The sequence below is a fragment of the Candidatus Binataceae bacterium genome (assembly GCA_035500095.1).
Classification (GTDB): Bacteria; Desulfobacterota; Binatia; order Binatales; family Binataceae; genus JAKAVN01.
The window spans coordinates 1-16040 of record DATJXN010000039.1; the positions used below are offsets into that span (position 1 = coordinate 1).

Annotated in this window: 13 protein-coding genes; 3 read left to right on the forward strand and 10 right to left on the reverse strand. The window is 66.3% G+C overall.

Annotated features, from left to right (window positions below; all coding sequences use genetic code 11):
* From VMI09_04705 to VMI09_04735, 7 genes are all read right to left on the reverse strand, one after another.
* Positions 1–771 (reverse strand): ABC transporter ATP-binding protein (locus VMI09_04705; GenBank protein ID HTQ23973.1); only part of this gene is annotated, 771 nt, incomplete at its 3' end.
* Between the two features lie 434 nt (positions 772–1205).
* Positions 1206–2663 (reverse strand): amidase, encoded by a 1458-nt coding sequence (locus VMI09_04710; protein ID HTQ23974.1) that lies wholly within the window; start codon positions 2661–2663, stop codon positions 1206–1208.
* Between the two features lie 57 nt (positions 2664–2720).
* Complete coding sequence (locus tag VMI09_04715; protein ID HTQ23975.1) at positions 2721–3830, reverse strand: ABC transporter permease; 1110 nt, start codon at positions 3828–3830, stop codon at positions 2721–2723.
* 2 nt (positions 3831–3832) lie between these two features.
* A complete protein-coding gene (locus VMI09_04720) occupies positions 3833–4813 on the reverse strand; it encodes an ABC transporter permease (protein HTQ23976.1) in 981 nt (326 codons plus the stop codon).
* Between the two features lie 18 nt (positions 4814–4831).
* On the reverse strand, positions 4832–6541 hold the full coding sequence (locus VMI09_04725) for an ABC transporter substrate-binding protein (protein HTQ23977.1): 1710 nt from the start codon (positions 6539–6541) through the stop codon (positions 4832–4834).
* A 10-nt stretch (positions 6542–6551) separates the two neighbouring features.
* Entirely contained in the window at positions 6552–7358 is an 807-nt protein-coding gene (locus VMI09_04730; GenBank protein ID HTQ23978.1) for a DUF4292 domain-containing protein, read from the reverse strand.
* Between the two features lie 58 nt (positions 7359–7416).
* The gene (locus VMI09_04735) at positions 7417–9234 is read right to left on the reverse strand and encodes a tetratricopeptide repeat protein (protein HTQ23979.1); all 1818 of its coding nucleotides are present in this window, start codon (positions 9232–9234) and stop codon (positions 7417–7419) included.
* Positions 9235–9499: 265 nt separating this feature from the next.
* On the opposite strand from VMI09_04735, the gene VMI09_04740 reads away from it, so the two are divergent.
* Together VMI09_04740 and VMI09_04745 are read left to right on the forward strand one after the other, a co-directional pair.
* Positions 9500–10900: an APC family permease gene (locus tag VMI09_04740; GenBank protein ID HTQ23980.1), complete on the forward strand. Its 1401-nt coding sequence runs from the start codon at positions 9500–9502 to the stop codon at positions 10898–10900.
* A 47-nt stretch (positions 10901–10947) separates the two neighbouring features.
* Positions 10948–12063 carry an aminotransferase class V-fold PLP-dependent enzyme gene (locus tag VMI09_04745; GenBank protein HTQ23981.1) on the forward strand — a complete coding sequence of 372 codons (1116 nt, stop codon included), beginning with the start codon at positions 10948–10950 and terminating at the stop codon, positions 12061–12063.
* Here the strand turns inward: VMI09_04745 and VMI09_04750 are convergent.
* Positions 12060–13055 carry an IS110 family transposase gene (locus tag VMI09_04750; protein HTQ23982.1) on the reverse strand — a complete coding sequence of 332 codons (996 nt, stop codon included), beginning with the start codon at positions 13053–13055 and terminating at the stop codon, positions 12060–12062. The genes VMI09_04745 and VMI09_04750 overlap by 4 nt on opposite strands.
* 289 nt (positions 13056–13344) lie before the next feature.
* On the opposite strand from VMI09_04750, the gene VMI09_04755 reads away from it, so the two are divergent.
* Positions 13345–13983, forward strand: a complete 639-nt coding sequence (locus tag VMI09_04755; protein ID HTQ23983.1) for an MSMEG_1061 family FMN-dependent PPOX-type flavoprotein — start codon at positions 13345–13347, stop codon at positions 13981–13983.
* 32 nt (positions 13984–14015) lie between these two features.
* Here the strand turns inward: VMI09_04755 and VMI09_04760 are convergent, their stop codons facing one another.
* Complete coding sequence (locus VMI09_04760) at positions 14016–14471, reverse strand: hypothetical protein (GenBank protein ID HTQ23984.1); 456 nt, start codon at positions 14469–14471, stop codon at positions 14016–14018.
* 96 nt (positions 14472–14567) lie between these two features.
* Positions 14568–15893, reverse strand: a complete 1326-nt coding sequence (locus VMI09_04765) for a glycosyltransferase family 87 protein (GenBank protein ID HTQ23985.1) — start codon at positions 15891–15893, stop codon at positions 14568–14570.
* Between the last annotated feature and the right edge of the window lie 147 nt (positions 15894–16040).

Genomic DNA, 16040 nt, shown 5'->3' on the forward strand with positions numbered 1-16040 from the left:
GCCGTCCATGAAATCCTCGATCACCGGCAGCCGCATCGGGCGGCGGTCGAGCCGGGGCCGGCACTGCAGCAGCGCCTTCGTGTAGCTGTCGGCCGGCGCCTCGAACACGCGCTGCGCGGTGCCCTGCTCGCGGATCTCGCCGTTGCGCATGACGACGACGTGGTCGGCGATCTCGCCGACGACCGCGAGGTCGTGCGTGATGAACAGCACCGACATGCCGTGCTTCTTCTGCAGCGCGCCGATCAGCTCCAGGATCTGCTTCTGGATCGTCACGTCGAGCGCGGTCGTCGGCTCGTCCGCGATCAGCAGCTTGGGCCGGCAGGCCAAGGCCATCGCGATCATCACGCGCTGGCGCATGCCGCCCGAGAAACGATGCGGGTACTCGTGGAACCGGGACCGCGCCGCCGGCATGCGCACCTTCTCCAGGAGGCGGATGGTCTCCGCCTCGGCCGCGGCGCGATCGAGCCCGCGATGCAGGATCAGCGTCTCGGCGATCTGGCTGCCGACAGGCAGCACCGGGTTGAGCGAGGTCATCGGCTCCTGGAAGATCATCGCGATCTTCGCTCCGCGCACCGCGCGCATCTCGGGCTCGCTGAGCTCCAGCAAATTCCGCCCCTCGAACATCACCGCGCCGCCGACCACGCGCGCGCTCTCGGGCAAAAGCCGCATCACCGAAAGCACGCTCACCGTCTTGCCGGAGCCGGACTCGCCGACCAGTCCCATCAGCTTGCCCGGCTCGACCGCGAAGCTCACGCCGTCGACGGCGCGCACTTCGCCCGCGTCGGTGAAGAACGAGGTTCGCAGATCCCTGACTTCCAGAAGCGGCTGCACGCGGGCCTTAACCTATCATCCAGCGCAACGCTTTTTCATCATTCCTGGCCTGCGACATAGCTCTCGCCTGGATCATTGTGAGAGGTTTGTGAATTTCGAGCAAAGGTTTCGTGCGCGAGCGTTGCACGGGTCGAAGGCCCCCCCCAATCTTTCCACGCCTTCATAGCGGCGACTGTCATCCTGAGCGAGCGCTGCGCGAGTCGAAGGATCCCGATCTTTCCCAGCCTTCGTTGCCGCTGCCCCGGCACAAAAAAGAATCCCGGGTCCCTCGACTCCGGCAGCCTTCGCTCGGGATGACTGAAAAGAAAGTTGCGGCGAACTTTCGTAAAGCAATTTCCAACTTATAACCTCAGGAATAGGTTCCCAGCGGTTGCCTAAGCCTGCACCCGCGGATGGCGATCCGCCCAGGGCGCGGCCTGCTCGAGCTGCGAGGACAGCCGCAGCAGGAGATCTTCGCGTCCGTAAGCCGCGACCAGCTGCACGCCGACCGGCAATCCGTCGGGCGTCATGTGCAGCGGCAGCGAGATCGCGGGCTGGCCCGCGATATTCCACGGCGCGGTGAACGGGCTGACCTCGTTCAGGCGCACGCCGACGTTGCGCGGATGCTCGCCCGGGCGGGTTTTGAAAATTCCCAGCTCCGGTGCGGGCATGGCCATCGTCGGCGTCACCAGCACGTCGAATCCGCCGCTCCACCATCCGGCCGCCGCGCGCGAGAAATGGTTGAACCATTCGCAAGCGGCCAGGTACTCAACGATCTTGATGCGCCGACCGCGCTCGACCAGAAACCACGTCCACTCGTCGAAATCGTCCGGGCCGACCGCACGCCCGAGCATCGGCTCGACCGCAGCCGCCTGCCGCGCGACACCGCCAGCGACGACGCGGCCGAACGCCGAGGTCAGCGTGGGATCGTCAAGCACCGCCGGCGAATTCCGCTCGACCCGATGGCCTAGCGACTCGAGCAGCTTCGCCGCGCCGAGCACCGCCGCCGCGCACTCCGGATGAAGCCCGGGATGGCAGGCCGGCGCGCGATCCATGAAGCCGATCCTGAGACGGCCCGGCGCCTGGCCAACCTCGTCGCGAAACGGACGCGCGGGCGGCGGCGCGGTCCACGGATCGCCGGGCATGTAGCCCGCGATCACGTCGAGCGCGGCCGCGGCGTCGCGCACCGAGCGCACCAGCGCGCCCTCTTCACAGAGCCCGTGCCAAAACTCGGCGTGCGCGGGCCCGAGCGAGGTTCGGCCGCGCGAGGGCTTCAGCCCGACCAGCCCGCAGAACGACGCCGGAATCCGCACCGAGCCGCCGGCGTCGTTCCCATGCGCGATCGCCACCATCCCCGAGGCGACCGCCGCCGCGGCGCCCCCGCTTGAGCCGCCGGCGATCCGCGCAGCGTTCCACGGATTGCGCGTCGCGCCCCAGGCGCGCGTCTCGGTCGAGAGCGTCGCGCCCCACTCGGGCACCGTGCTCTGCGCAAGCGTAATCAGGCCGGATGCGCGGAACTTGGCCGCAACATACGAGGTCGCGGCCGCCACCAGTTTCGCCTCCTTGAAGGGTTTCCATCCCCAGCTGAATGGTTCACCCTCCGTCGTCTGGAGCAGATCTTTCATCAGGAATGGCACGCCGCGAAAGGGGCCGTCGGGGAGGGCGTCGCGCTCGCGCGCCTCCGCCCGCCCCTTGTCGTAGCGCGTGAAGATGACGCAATTGAGCCGTGGGTTCAGCCGCTCGATTCGCGCGATCGCGGCCTCGACCAGTTCGGCCGGCTTGGCCGTCCCTTTCGCGACGAGCTCGGCCTGCCCGGTCGCGTCGAGCCACATAAGTTCGTCGTTGCCGCTCATCTCCGGATCACCTCTCGTCAGATTTTCGACGGCCTCAGACGCCGCCGCGGACGCCACCTAGCCCAGGTTGCCCGGGTCGAGGCGATCGCGCAGATGGTCGCCGAGGAAGTTGAATGACATTACGGTCAGGAAAATGAAAACGCCCGGAATCAGGATCCACGGATAGCGCGCGAGGTTCTGTACGTCCTGCGCCTGCGCCAGCAGATTGCCCCAGCTTGCGGCCGGCTCCTGGATCCCCAGGCCGAGCAGCGAGAGCGCGCTCTCGCCCAGGATGAAGCCGGGAATCGAAAGCGTCGCGGCGACGATCGCGTAGCCGATCACGGAGGGGATGACGTGGAGGAAAATCAGGCGCGTGCGGGAGGCGCCGAGCGCCCGCGCCGCTTCGACGTACGGTCGCGATCGCACCGAAGCCGCCATTCCACGGATGATCCGGGCGAAACCGGCCCAGCCGATGAAGCTCATGATCGCGACGATCATAAAGAAGGTCATCACCGGGCTTACGCCCGACGGAATCACGGCGGCCAGCGCGAGCAGGAAATAGAACGAGGGCAGCGACATTTCGATCTCCGACCAGCGCATGATCAGATTGTCGGTCAGCCCGCCGACGTAGCCCGAGAACGCGCCCACCACGATGCCCAGCGAGAAGGTGATGAAGACGCCGATCAGGCCAATGCACATGCTGACGCGCGCACCGTAAACGATTCGCGAAAAGAGATCGCGGCCGAGCCCGTCGCTGCCCATGATGAACCAGGGAGCGTCGGGCGACTCGGTGGTGAAGAGATGGCCGTCGTGAAAAAAGCGCACGTAGGTCTTGTGCGCAAGCTCGGGCGCGTAGAGGCGGGCGGCTGCATCGCTGAGGCGCATCGGATGCGCGTACAAAAATCCGCGCCCCCACTCGGCCGGCGGCGCCAGATGGAGCCGCATCGGCGGGCAATCGGGCAGATTGCGATACTGGCGGATCGGATCGTAGGGCGCGATCAGCGGTGAGGCCGCGGCGAAAACATAGAACGTCAGCAGACAGACGATCGAAAGCCGCACTACCCACGACGCGCGCCGCCATTCACGCCCCAGCGCGCCGCTTATCCTGCGCGCGCGCGAGGCCCCCGACCGCGCCGGCGCCGAGGCCTGCGCGCGATTGCCGGGGAGCGCTGCGTGAGAAGCCGCCATGCTCAATCCGCGCTCAGCGAGGAGAAATCGACGCGCGGATCGACCATCACCAACGCGATATCCGCGAGCAGATTGCCCAGCAGCAGCAGCACGGTGCCCATCAGCACCGAGCCCATCACGAGATAGATGTCGAGCGAGCGCACCGCGTCGAGCAGCAGCAGACCCAGCCCCTGCAGGTTCATCACGGCTTCGATCAGCGCCGCACCGCCCAGCAGGTCGGCGAGTCCGTAGCCCGCGAGCGTGACGAACGGATTGAGCGCGTTGCGCAGCACGTGCTTGTACATCACGACCCGCTCAGGCAATCCCTTGGCGCGCGCCGTGCGCACGAACTCGGAATTCTTGATCTCGAGAATTTGCGAACGCATCAGGCGCATCAGCGACGCCATTCCCGCCACGCCGAGCACGAACACCGGCAGGATGAGATGGTTGATGCGGTCGGCAATGCGGCCCCAGGTGCCGAGGCTCTCGTAGTAGGGCGAAAACGTGGCGCCGACGGGAAACCATCCGGTGCGCAGCGCCAAATACATCATCAGGAAGGCGAGAAAAAAATTCGGCACCGACATCCCGAAGAAGGCGAGGAACGAGAGCACGCGGTCCCAGATAGAGTTCTGCTTGACCGCGACCACGATGCCGATCGGGATCGCCACCGCCCAGGCGAAGATCATGCTCGCGAGCGCCAGGATCACGGTGTTGAACGCGCGCGCTGCGATGAGCGAGGTCACGTTGACCCGGTAGCTCATCGAGAGCCCGAGATTGAGATGCATCACCTGCCACAGCCACTTCGCGTAGCGCACGAGCAGCGGCTGATCGAGGCCGAACTGCGCCTCGAGCTGGCGAATCACCTGGGGCGAGATCGCCGGATTGAGCTTTAGGTTCGTGAGAAAGTTGCCCGGCGCGAGCGACATCACCAGGAACGAGAGGAACGTGATCCCGACGATCAGCGGGATCATGTTGAGCAGGCGCTTTGTCAGGAACCTGGCCATCGCTTGCGCGGCCCGCGGCTACTCGGGCCGGAACTCGATCCACTCGGGCTTGTAGTTGCCCCACACCGTCGGCTGGAAATTCTCGAGCGTGTTCTTCCACGCCTCGTAGCGCTCCTGCCGCACGGTCTCGATGATCGGCAGCTGGTCGTGGAGGATTTCCTGGATACGCCAGTAGTAGGGCGCGCGCTTCGTCGGATCCATCACCATCGTGCCCTCTTCCAGCAGCCGATCGATCTCGGCCTCCCACGGCGTCGCCGGCGCGGGTTCTTTCGGATACCACAGATGCAGCGCGCCGGACGAGCGCAGGAAGTCGGCGCCGTTGTTGGGCTCGATTCCGCCGGTAAAGCCGATCAGCACCACGTCCCAGTCGTAGGTCGAGTCGAGCTTGTCGACCAGCGTGGTGAATTCGAGCGGCCGGTAGTTGACCTTGATCCCGATGCGCGAGAGGTCCTGCTGCAGGATGACGCACATCTCGTCGCGCACGTTGACTCCGGTGTTGGTCGCGAGATTGAACTCCAGCCGGTTGCCGTCGGGGTCGTAGCGCACGCCGTTTTTCAGATGGTACCCCGCCGCCTCTAGCAGGTCGGCCGCTTCCTTGAGACTGTAATCGTAGTCCTTGAGATTGGGATTGTAGAAAACCTTGTTGGCCGGCGAGATGTCGGAGACCGCCGCCACGGCGAGCCCGTGAAAGCAGAGATTGATCATCCCCTGCTTGTCCACCGCGTGCGCGATCGCGCGCATGAAGCGGAGGTCGGTGAACCAGTGGTACCTGGGGTCGGTCACGCCGTTGCGGATGTAGTGTTTGGGGTTGCGGTTGAAGGCGAAGAACAGCGAGCCCGTATCGATCCCGATTTCCTTGAGCGTTATCCCGAGTTGCTTCTGCTTGTCCCGCAGATCGACGACTTCCTCGGGACGCGGGCTGTAGGTGTCGATCTGCCCGGCGAGGAAGCGCAGGTACTGCGCGTTGCCGTCGGGCACGATCTGCAACGTCTCGCCATGCAGCCGCGGCAGCCGCTCGCCCCGCTCGTCGCGCATCCAATAGTCGGGATTACGGTTGAAATGGACGAACTGCGCCTGGACATAGCGCGCCATCTCGAACTGCCCCAGGCCGACTATCTTGTCCGGCGCCGTGTTGATGCCCCAGGTGTGATTGAACTTGCCGGCCTCGAGCGCGGTCTCGAGCAGATGCGCGGGCACGATCGGAACGCCGATCGCGTAGAGCAGCGGCGCGAACACCCGCGGCATCGTCATCCGCACCGTGTAGTCGTCGAGCGCCTCGACCTTGAGCGGCTTGCCGTCAACCGTGAGGCTCGGCTCTTCGATATTCGGCACGCGCGGGTCGTAAATCACGCGCATCGTAAAGACCACGTCGCGCGCGGTGAACGGCTGCCCGTCGAACCATTTGACGCCGCGGCGCAGATGAAAAACGATCGTCTTGCCGCCGTCGCCAAGTTCCCAGCTCTCGGCAAGGCCCGGCTCCGGCAGCGTCGTTTTCGGATTTATCCTGACCAGCCCCTCGAACAGATCGCCGACCACCTCGCCCGAGGCGGAATCGGTGAGCAGGATCGGATTAAACGTGCGCGGGTCGCTGATGGTCGATTGGTAGAGAATCTGCTCGCGTTCGTGCTGGCTCGGCGGCTGCTGCACGCGGCATCCGGACATTGCGAGCGCGGCCGCCGCCACGAGCGCGGAGCAGAGCCAGACGGCGAGCGCGCGGCCAAGCCTCATCGGCGTGCGTTCAGCCGGCCACTCCCGCCACCGCGCCCCCGTCGATGATAATCATCCGGGTACCCGGCGCCGGCGTCAGAACGAAGAGGGCGGGCGCGAGCGTGGGATTGAGCGCGGGCGCGTTGTAACGGAGCGTGAGGTTGCTCCCAGGAAAGCCGGCTTGGACCTTGTGCGGAAAGTTGGCGCCGCCCGCGTCGCGCCAGTCGCTGTAGCGAACGTCATAGCGCTGGACGCCGGCCTTGTCGCGCTCTCGCACCATCGCAAGCTGCCCGCCGGTGAAACCGAGATCGCGCGTGCCGCCGTCGGCGGTGCGCCACGTCACTACCGTCATCCCGTCCGCATCGGCGACCGAATCGGGCGGCACCGAGAGCTGAGACGGATCGGGCGCAAGCCCCATCAGCAGGTCAACCGCGGCCGGCGGCTCGAGCGGAATCCGCACGTAGCGCTCGAGTGTCGCGGCGTTCGCGCCCCCGCTCATCAGGACGTTTTTCCCCGGATCGAAAATCATGAGCCGCCCCGCGTCGTCCGCCGCGAGCACCATCGTGGCGCCGAAGGGCGCGATCGCCTCGACCCGCATGCTGGCCGGGCGCGCGAGCGCGATCTCTTCGTGGGTGCGGAAGTGATGGCCGTCGGCGGCGCTGTAGTCCATGATCGCTCCGCTCTGGATCGAGTGCAGCGAGCGCTCGCGATCGGCGAGCGCCGCGATCATCGCGGTGGCGGCCGGGGTAATGGCGACGGGCGTTGGCGCGGGCGGCGGCGCACTCGAGGTGAGCGCGCACGCTGAAAGCTGGCCGAGCGCGAGCACGAGCGCGGCCACTACTGCAGCGGCGCGCGCGCGACGGCGCGGCGGATGCGGCGAGCCGGAATTAAACCTGTCAGTGACTCGCGCTGCCGACATTGCGCAGGGCCTGCAACTTTCCCTTGAGCCGCGCCATCTGCTCCTGGTCGGAGGAGCGCCTGAGCGCATCCTCGTACTGTTGCCCGGCCTGTTCGGCGCGGCCCAACCTGGCGTAGGCGTCGCCCAGATGCTCGGTGATCGTCGGATCGTCGCCGGTCAGGTTGACCGCGCGTTCGAGCTGCTCCGCCGCCTTGCCGTATTCGCCCTTGCGATAATAGACCCATCCGAGACTGTCGATATAGAAACCATCTTCGGGCTCGATCGCGAGGGCGCGCTTGACCAGCCGTTCGGCCTCGTCAAGATGCTCGCCGTCCTCGGCAAAGGTGTAGCCGAGGTAGTTGAGCGCCTGCGCGTTCTTCGGATTCAGCTCGATCGCCTTGCGCATCTCGTCAATGCTGGCCGAGCGCTGCTTGCTCTCGTCATACAGCGCGCCGAGCGTGAAGTGGTACTTGTCGTTCTTCGGCGCGAGCGCGACCATCCGCTGCGCAAGCTTGATCGCGGTCGGATAGTCCTTCTTTTCCTGGTAGACGCCGACGGTAAAGCCCAGAATCTCGGTATCGTCGGGCTTCTTGGCCAGCGCCTGGTTGAGCGCGGTAAGCGCCTGATCGTACTCGTGCTGCTTGTCGTAGATGTAGGCGAGCTGCAGGCGCGATTCGACGTAGTGCTCGCTGCTCTCGGGAATCCGTTCGAACTCCTTGGCCGCCTTGTCGTAGTCGGTGAGTTCGCTGTAGGCGGTGCCGAGATAGTAGTGGACGCGGTAGTTGTCGGGCTCGGCGCCGAGCACCAGGTTGAACTCGGTGGCCGCGCGGTCAAAGTCGCCGCGCTCGAAATACAGAAGCCCGATCTTGGTGCGCGTGTCGCTCGGACTGATTTCGACCTTCTCGGGCGCGGGCGCCGGCTTTACCGGAGCCTCGGACGAGGCATGCGCGGCAAAGTACAGTTCGGCGAGGCGCCGGTGCGCGCGATCGTCGTTGGGATTGATCTGCAGGACCTTCTTGTAGATGGCGACCGCGTCGTCGCGCCGCCCCTGGTCCTCGCGCAGCGTGGCGAGATCGAGCAGGGCGAGCTCTGATTGCGGATTCAGATCGAGCGCCTTGCTGTAGTAGCGGTCGGCGGCCGAGTAGTTGCCCGCCGCCAGCATCGTGCGCCCGGCGTAGTAGTAGCCCAGGAAAGATTGCGGGTCGAGCGCAATCAACTGCTCGAACACCTTGCGCGCCTCTTCATAGTCGCCGCGCTTGGCGTACTGCGTGCCCAGGAACAGGTAGGCCTCCTGGTTCTTGGGGGAAATCCGGATCACTTCCTTGTAATCCTGCTCGGCGGTAGCATCGTCGCCCAGCGCCGAGTCGATTCCGGCCGCCAGCAGCAGGGCGCGCGCCGAGCCCGGCTCGAGCTTGACCGCCTGATCGGCCTGCACGCGCGCATCCGCGAGACGGCCGTCACGCACGTAAAGCGTCGCCAGCGTCACGCGCAGCGTGGCGTTGCCCGGGTCGTACTGCACGGCTTCCTCGAGCGCTTTCAGCGCTTCGGTGCGGTCGCCCTCTTCGGTCGCGACCTCGGCCTGCAGGAACGCGCCCATCGCCTTGGCCTGCGGCGGAATATCCACCGCCGGCTTGCCGCCGAACGGCGACTGTTGCGCGTCGGCCTGGCCGGGCGAACCGGCGGACGCCGCGCCAGCGGGCTGAAGCCTCGTGCCTGACGCCCGCTGCGCGCATCCGGCGCCAAGCATCAACGCCGCCGCGGCGGCGAGCGCGACCGCAAGCGGGCGCCAGAGGCGATGCGGCGACAGATTAACCAAGCGCGAGCGATCGCGCAGATCGGATTGTTTTGCGATTAGCACAAAGACAAATGACTCGATGGCAAAGGATTTTTTAAGCTCGACCGTACGCGCCGTTGCAGACCGGCGCCTTTACTATACGTCGAATCTGCACCGCTTATAAGTCTTGCGCGCGAACCCACCCCTGCGCAATCCCACGAGCCTTGTGCCCGCGCCGACGCTCGGCTAGAGCCTACCCCTGATGAGACAACCGAGCCCGGATCGTAGCGGTTCCGCGGGCCGCGGTATGGCCCCGGGGGCTGTCGCGCCACAAGGCGCGCGCACCGCGATCGCGATGCAGGGGGGCAAGCTCGGTCTGCTCTCGCTCATCTGCGTCGTCTACCTGGTGGTAAGCGGCGGTGCGTACGGGACCGAGGATGCGGTGCGGATCGCAGGTCCGCGTCTCACGCTGTTGCTCTGCGTGACGGTGCCGCTCACGCTCAGCATACCGACGGCGTTGATGGCGGCCGAGCTGAATGCGCTGATGCCGGTCGAGGGCGGTTTCTATTTCTGGGTCAAGGAGGCGCTCGGGCCGTTCCCGGGCTTTGCCGAGGCTTATCTGACGTTGCTCTATACGGCGGTGGACATGGCGATCTACCCGGTCCTGTTCAGCGCTTACCTGGCCTTCCTGTATCCGCTCGGCACCGCCGGCCAGCTCGTGGTCGGGATCGCGCTGGTATGGCTCGCCGGCCTGCTCAACTTCCTCGGCGTGCGGCCCGCCGGCGAGAGCGCGATCGCGCTGACGGCGCTGCTGCTGGCGCCGTTCGCGGCGCTGGTGATACTCGGCTTCGGCCACCTCGTGCAATGGCGTCCGCCGAGCGGGCGGATTTTCGGACCGGACTTCGCGTTTGCGCTCGGCGGCGGATTCACGATCATCATCTGGAATTTCAGCGGATGGGAAAACGCGAGCGTGATCGCGGGCGAAATTCGCGACCCGCGCCGCACCTACCAATGGGCACTCGCCATCGCACTGCCGATGGTAGTGTTCGGCTACCTGTTGCCGCTCGGCGTAGCCCTCTCGGGCGCGAGCAGCGGCGCCAAGTGGGTGACCGGATGGTACTCCGAAATCGGGCGGCAGCTTGGCGGCCCGGCGCTGGGCGCGGCGCTGGCGCTCGGCGGGATGGTGTCGGCGTTTTCGATCTTCACCGCCGCGCTGCTCTGGGTGTCGCGGATGCCGTTCGTGCTGGCGCGCGAGAGCTATCTGCCGCGATGGCTCGCCGATATCTGGCGCGTCACCGCGACGCCGGGCAAATCGATCCTCGCCTGCTGCGTGCTCTTCACGATGCTGGTGCCGCTCGGCTTCGTCACCCTGGTGATTCTCGACGTCTTCTTCTACATGGGCGCGCTGGCGCTTGAGTTGGGCGCGCTGCTGGCGATGCGCCGGCGGCGCCCCGTGCGCGACGGCCTGTTCATGATCGGCGGCGGGAGGACCGGACTTTATCTGGTCGCGGCGCTGCCGATGCTGACGTGGTGCGCGACCTTCGGCCTCGCCCTGAGCCAGGGCGGCATCAAGACCGACTTCATCGTCGCGGTCGCGCTCGCGGCAACGACGTATCCCGCCTACGCGCTCTGCCGCCGATTGTGGGGCGGGCCGCCGCGCGAAGAGAGCCTCTTCGACCCGACGGCGCGCCGGGCGAAGACGCCCTGAACGAAACCGGGCGCGGCACACGCGGTTCGGAGAGCGAAGTTTTCCCGATGCCCAGGCGCACCACGGTCAAAGCCTACTTCAACCAGGGCGGCCTGGCTCGGCCCTGCGATCGCGTGGTCAAGCGAGTAAAAGCCGCCGATCGCGAGTTCGCGCGCCTGCTCTTCTGCGAGGACGGATGGCGCCTGCTCGAGGCCACGCTGGAGCGGGCGCGTCTTGCGGCGCGCGCGTTGCTCGGCGCGGGCGAGAGCGGCGGCGTCACGCTGCTGCCCAACTCCTCAACCGCTCTCAACCTTGCGCTAAGCATCCTCGGCGCGACGCTCGGCGGGGGCGCAACCGTCGTCACCACCGACCAGGAGCATCCGTGCGTCATCTGGCCGCTCGCGCGCCTCGCTGCGCGCGGCATCGAGGTCGCAACGATCGCGTCCGGCTCCCCGGCCGAGTTTCTCGACAAGCTTAGCGAACTGATCCGTCGGCGCCGTCCCGGCTTCGTCGTGTTCTCGCAGGTCTCGTGCAAGGACGGGCGCGTGATGCCGGTCGAAGAAGCGGGAGCAATCCTCGAACAACAGGAGATCCCGTATATCGTCGACGGCGCACAGGCGCTGGGACAGGTCGCGGTCGACGTGACGCGAATCAAGGCCTGGGCGTACGCGCACACGGGCCACAAATGGCTCTTCGGCCCGACGGGCACGGGTGGGCTCTGGACCAGCGCGCGTTTTCTCGGCGCCAACACTCTCGCCTGGACGGGGCCGGATTTTCTCCGCGGGGGCGGCGGCGAACTCGAATCCGGCACGCTCAACTGCGCGGCATTCGCCGGGATGGCCGAAGCGCTAAACGCTTGCGCCGAGGAATTTCCCTTTCGCGTCGATACCCTGATGCGGCTGCGCGAGCGAATCAGCGCGACGCTCGACGGACTGTACGAAAATACCGCGGCGCGATGGGACGGCGCGCACGCGCCCGGAATCCTCGCCTACGCCCTGCCGCCACAGGTGCGATCGGGAGATTTCGCCGAGGCGGCGCTCCGGCGTTTTGGCGTCGCGATCAAGCCGCAGCGCCCGCCGTTTGAGCCCAACGGCTTTCGCGTGACCTACTCGCCCTGGACCAGCGACGAGGAAGTGGAGTTGCTGGGCGCGGCGATGCGCGCGCTGGCGAGTGAATTGCGCTAGCAGCAACCGTGTTCAGAAACCGCGCTCAAGAGGGGTGAAAGGGCTGAGGTAGAGGACATGAGCGCGGTGGCGTGCCAGTGAGTTTTGTTTTGCAGCATGGAGTTGAGAATCACGAGTAGCTTGCGCATGCAGGCGGTGAGAGCCGATTTAGGGTATTTACCGCGTGCCCGCAACTGGGCGTAAAAATTCTTGATGACTGGATTGGAACGAACGGCGGAGACCGCGGCCATGTACAGGACGCGCCGGACCTGGGCGCGTCCGCCCCAGATACAACGGCTGCCGCGCAGGCCACCGCTGTCGCGGCTAAAGGGCGCCAGTCCGGCCAGCGCGGCGATTTGTTTGCGATTAAGTGCGCCCAGCTCGGGCAAGTGCGCGAGGAGGGTGGTCGAGAGCACCTTGCCGACTCCGGGCACCGAGCGGAGCAACTCGTCGCGCTCGCGCCAGATGGGGGTCTCGCGGACCAGGCCGGCGAGTTCGTCGTCGAACCCGGCAAGCCTCTTTTCCAGCCAGCGGATGTGCTCATCGATGCTTTTATGGATCACCTTGGGCGAGTTGGCCCGGCGGTTCTTTTCCGCCGTAAGCATCTCAACCAGTTGGCGCCGGCGGTTGACCAGAGCTTCGAGCGCCTGGGCCTGCGCGTCCGGCAACGCTCGTACCTGGCGTTTAACCGCCTCGCCAAAGCGCACCAGCACTTGTGCGTCGAGCGCGTCGGTCTTGGCCAGCCGCCCCGTGGCACGCGCGAAGTCGCGCACCTGGCGTGGATTGACCACGGCCACCCCGATTCCCGCCGTCGCCAGCGCGCTGGCGACGGGCACCTCCAGACCGCCGGTCGCTTCGATAATCATTAAGTCAGCGGGTTCAAGTAGCTTAAGCAACGCGCTGATTCCGCGCTCGTCGTTGGCCACCGCAAAGCGCTCTCCCTTAGGCCCCAGCGCCACGTCCAACTGCGCCTTGGCCACGTCGATCCCGACAAACCGTTTTGCATCCGCCATCACCGCACCTCATCGCGCTGCTTGCCCAGCCTTGCAATCCGGGATTTCCTTCCCTTACAACCGTTCGGGCTTGAGCGCCGTGAAGGCGCGGCGACCTTCGCTGCTAGACGGGGTACTTTCCCCAGAGGTGCACCGGCCTGCCGCGCCACGTCTGTTGATGGTTCTACTACTTCCGCTACATACAAGGGGTGCGGTGGCGGCGCGCATGGACCGCGGGTGCTGTTCGGCGGCGGCGCTAAATGCTAGAGGCTGATCGATGCGCGGCGCGGACGCGAGGGGAGCATCGAAAATGGAAAACTCCGGCGACCATCGGATTGCCAGCCATCGGATTACCAGCATCGAGCAACTGCGCGCGCTCCTCGGCGAACCGCATCCGGCCACCCCGCGCAAGCTGCTCACCGCGCTCGATGAGACGGCAACCGGCTTCATCGCCCGCTCGCCCTTCCTGGTGCTTGGAACGGCGGACTCGGCGGGCAATCAGGACGTCTCGCCCAAGGGCGGTGCGCCCGGCTTCGTCGCGGTCGAAAATCCGCGCACCCTGGTGATCCCTGATGGCAAGGGCAACAAGCTGCTCTTCGGCCTGCAGAACATCCTCGAGACTTCCCGGGTCGGGATTATCTTCATGGTTCCCGGCACCGACGAGACGCTGCGGGTGAACGGGACGGCCGAACTGATCGTGGATCCGGCGCTGCTCGCGCGGCTCGCCGCCAACGGCTCGGCGCCCCAGCTTGCGATCCGGATAAGCGTGCGCGAGTGCTTCTTCCACTGCGCGAAGGCCCTCATCCGATCGCAGCTTTGGAAGCCCGAGAGCTGGAGCGCACGGATCCCCTTTTCATGGGGCAAATACCTGGCCCGCGCGAGCGACGGCGCGGACGCGGAAGCCAAAATCGACCGTTTCGTCGACCTCGACTACAAGAACAATCTCTGAGCCGCGATCGCCGAGCTGCGATTCGGGCTCATTTATTCTTTCGATTTCCGCTCCGGCTCCCACATCCGCTGCCACGCGCGAAGCCCGTCCTGCAGCGTCTTCTGGACCGACTCGGCCTGCTTGCGCGCCTCCTCGGTCCATTTATCCGAGGCGCCGAACGCCTCGGTCGCCTTGCGCCAGTTCTCCGCCCACGCCTCCATCGGATTGGTGCCGCGCTTTTCCGCGCTGGCCCCGGCGCTGCGGCGCACCTGATCGCGGATCTGCCGCTCCCACCACTGGAAGCCCTGCTCAAGCGCATTCACCATCCCGTCCTTGCTCATCCGCGCGGCGCGCAGCCACGTCTCGACCATCTGCTCGCGGTCGGCGGAGGCGCCGGCCTGCGCGCCAAAATCCATGACCGCCTTGTTCACCGCCGAGAGCGTATCCGCGAACGCCTCGCTGGCCTTGCGAATCACCTCGCCGATGCCCGAGAAATCATCCTTTGACATCGATGCTCGCCCTCCTGTCGATTGATGTGGCCCGAGCTAAGCGCGCGGCAATGAGCGACGCCGCCGGGCGCATCACGCCGGCCACTATCCGCTGCCTCATCGTCCTACAGATCGCGGCCTAATTCGAGACGGCGCGAGGTCTGACCGCCCTCCCCTCTGCTCCTGGCTGCATCTCGAGGCGGCCGCGCTCGATGACTCGAAATGAGCGGCAAAATAGGCGGCGAAATAGGCGCACACGAGAGAGACGAACGCCGCTTCCGCCGGCAGAAAGTATGAAAAATGCAGGTGCGGAGCGCTCGTGCGCGCGAGGCCGCGAGCAAGAAACCCCAACGGGCCGCCCATCAGCAATGCCGCCAGATAGCTCGCGCCGGCAAGGTTCAGCACTCGCCGCGGCAGCCGCTTTTCATACCGGGCCGCCGCGATTCCCACATAGAGCGGCACCAGGCAAACGAGGAACTGCGGCCACGCGACCGGCGAGAGCATCGTGATCACGACCAGCCAGAGCGCGAAGCCGCAGCCGTAGCGGTCGTCGCCGGGCGCGGCGGCCGCAACGAAGGCGGCCGCGGCCAACTCGATCGCGAGCGCCGCGGCGGACGCCCATCCGCGATCGCCCGCCACAAGGTGCACGAACGCGCCTAGGTTGAGATTCGCCGGATGCTTCAGCAGGCCGGCGGGCACCCCGCTTGAGTGCGTCAGCAATGCGCCCGCCGCGACGCGCACGAAGCTTGCCGCCGGCGCGAACCCCGCAGACGCAACCACCGCCGCACAACCGAGTATCGACGTGCCGATGAAGTAGCCGCAGGCGCGCCAGGCGCGCCGCGCGACCAGGTAACCGAACATCCCGAGCGGATAGGCGCGGAGCAACGCCGCGGCGGCGAGAATCGCGCCGGCAACGCCATGATGCTGGCGGCGGACTGCCGCCAGCGCCAGCACGAAGATCAGCAGCAGCACGATTTCGCTCTGCGCGAACCAGAAATTGATTGCGATCGGCGGGTAGAGCAGCATCGCCGCCGCGACCGTCCATCCAGGCGCGCCGGACGGTCCGAGCTCGCGGATTAGAATCAGGAGCGCAGCCCCAAGACATAGCAGGTTGAACGCGGCCCACGCGCGATAGGCATCCGGGGGCTCAAGAAACGTGAACGGCTCGAAGAGCAGCAGCCAGGCGGGAGTATCAAGTTGCGGTTCGGCGCGCTCCCATGCCGACAGCTTGCCCATCGGATCGCCCAACTTCGCGAAGACCGCCGCGAAATCTCCGCCGTAGGGATCGACACCGCGCCGCAACGCCAGCGCTCCGCCATGGTAGGGTTTGAAGTCCTGGTAGCCGGCCACCTCGGCGGGCAGAGACTCGTAAACCACGAACGCTGCCGCGCCAACGATCATCCATAACGCCAGCGCAAGCGCGATTTGCGTTCGATCGGCCATCTTCGACGGGCGCGGGCTTTTCGCGCCGCTTTGAGCGGGAGCGGGCGCCCGCCAGCTAGATGCACGATGTTACCCGTGCGAAGCGAGCCTCGGTCAACAGCGCGGTTGCGGCCTCATCATTTACACACAGCGGTGGATGTCGTGTCC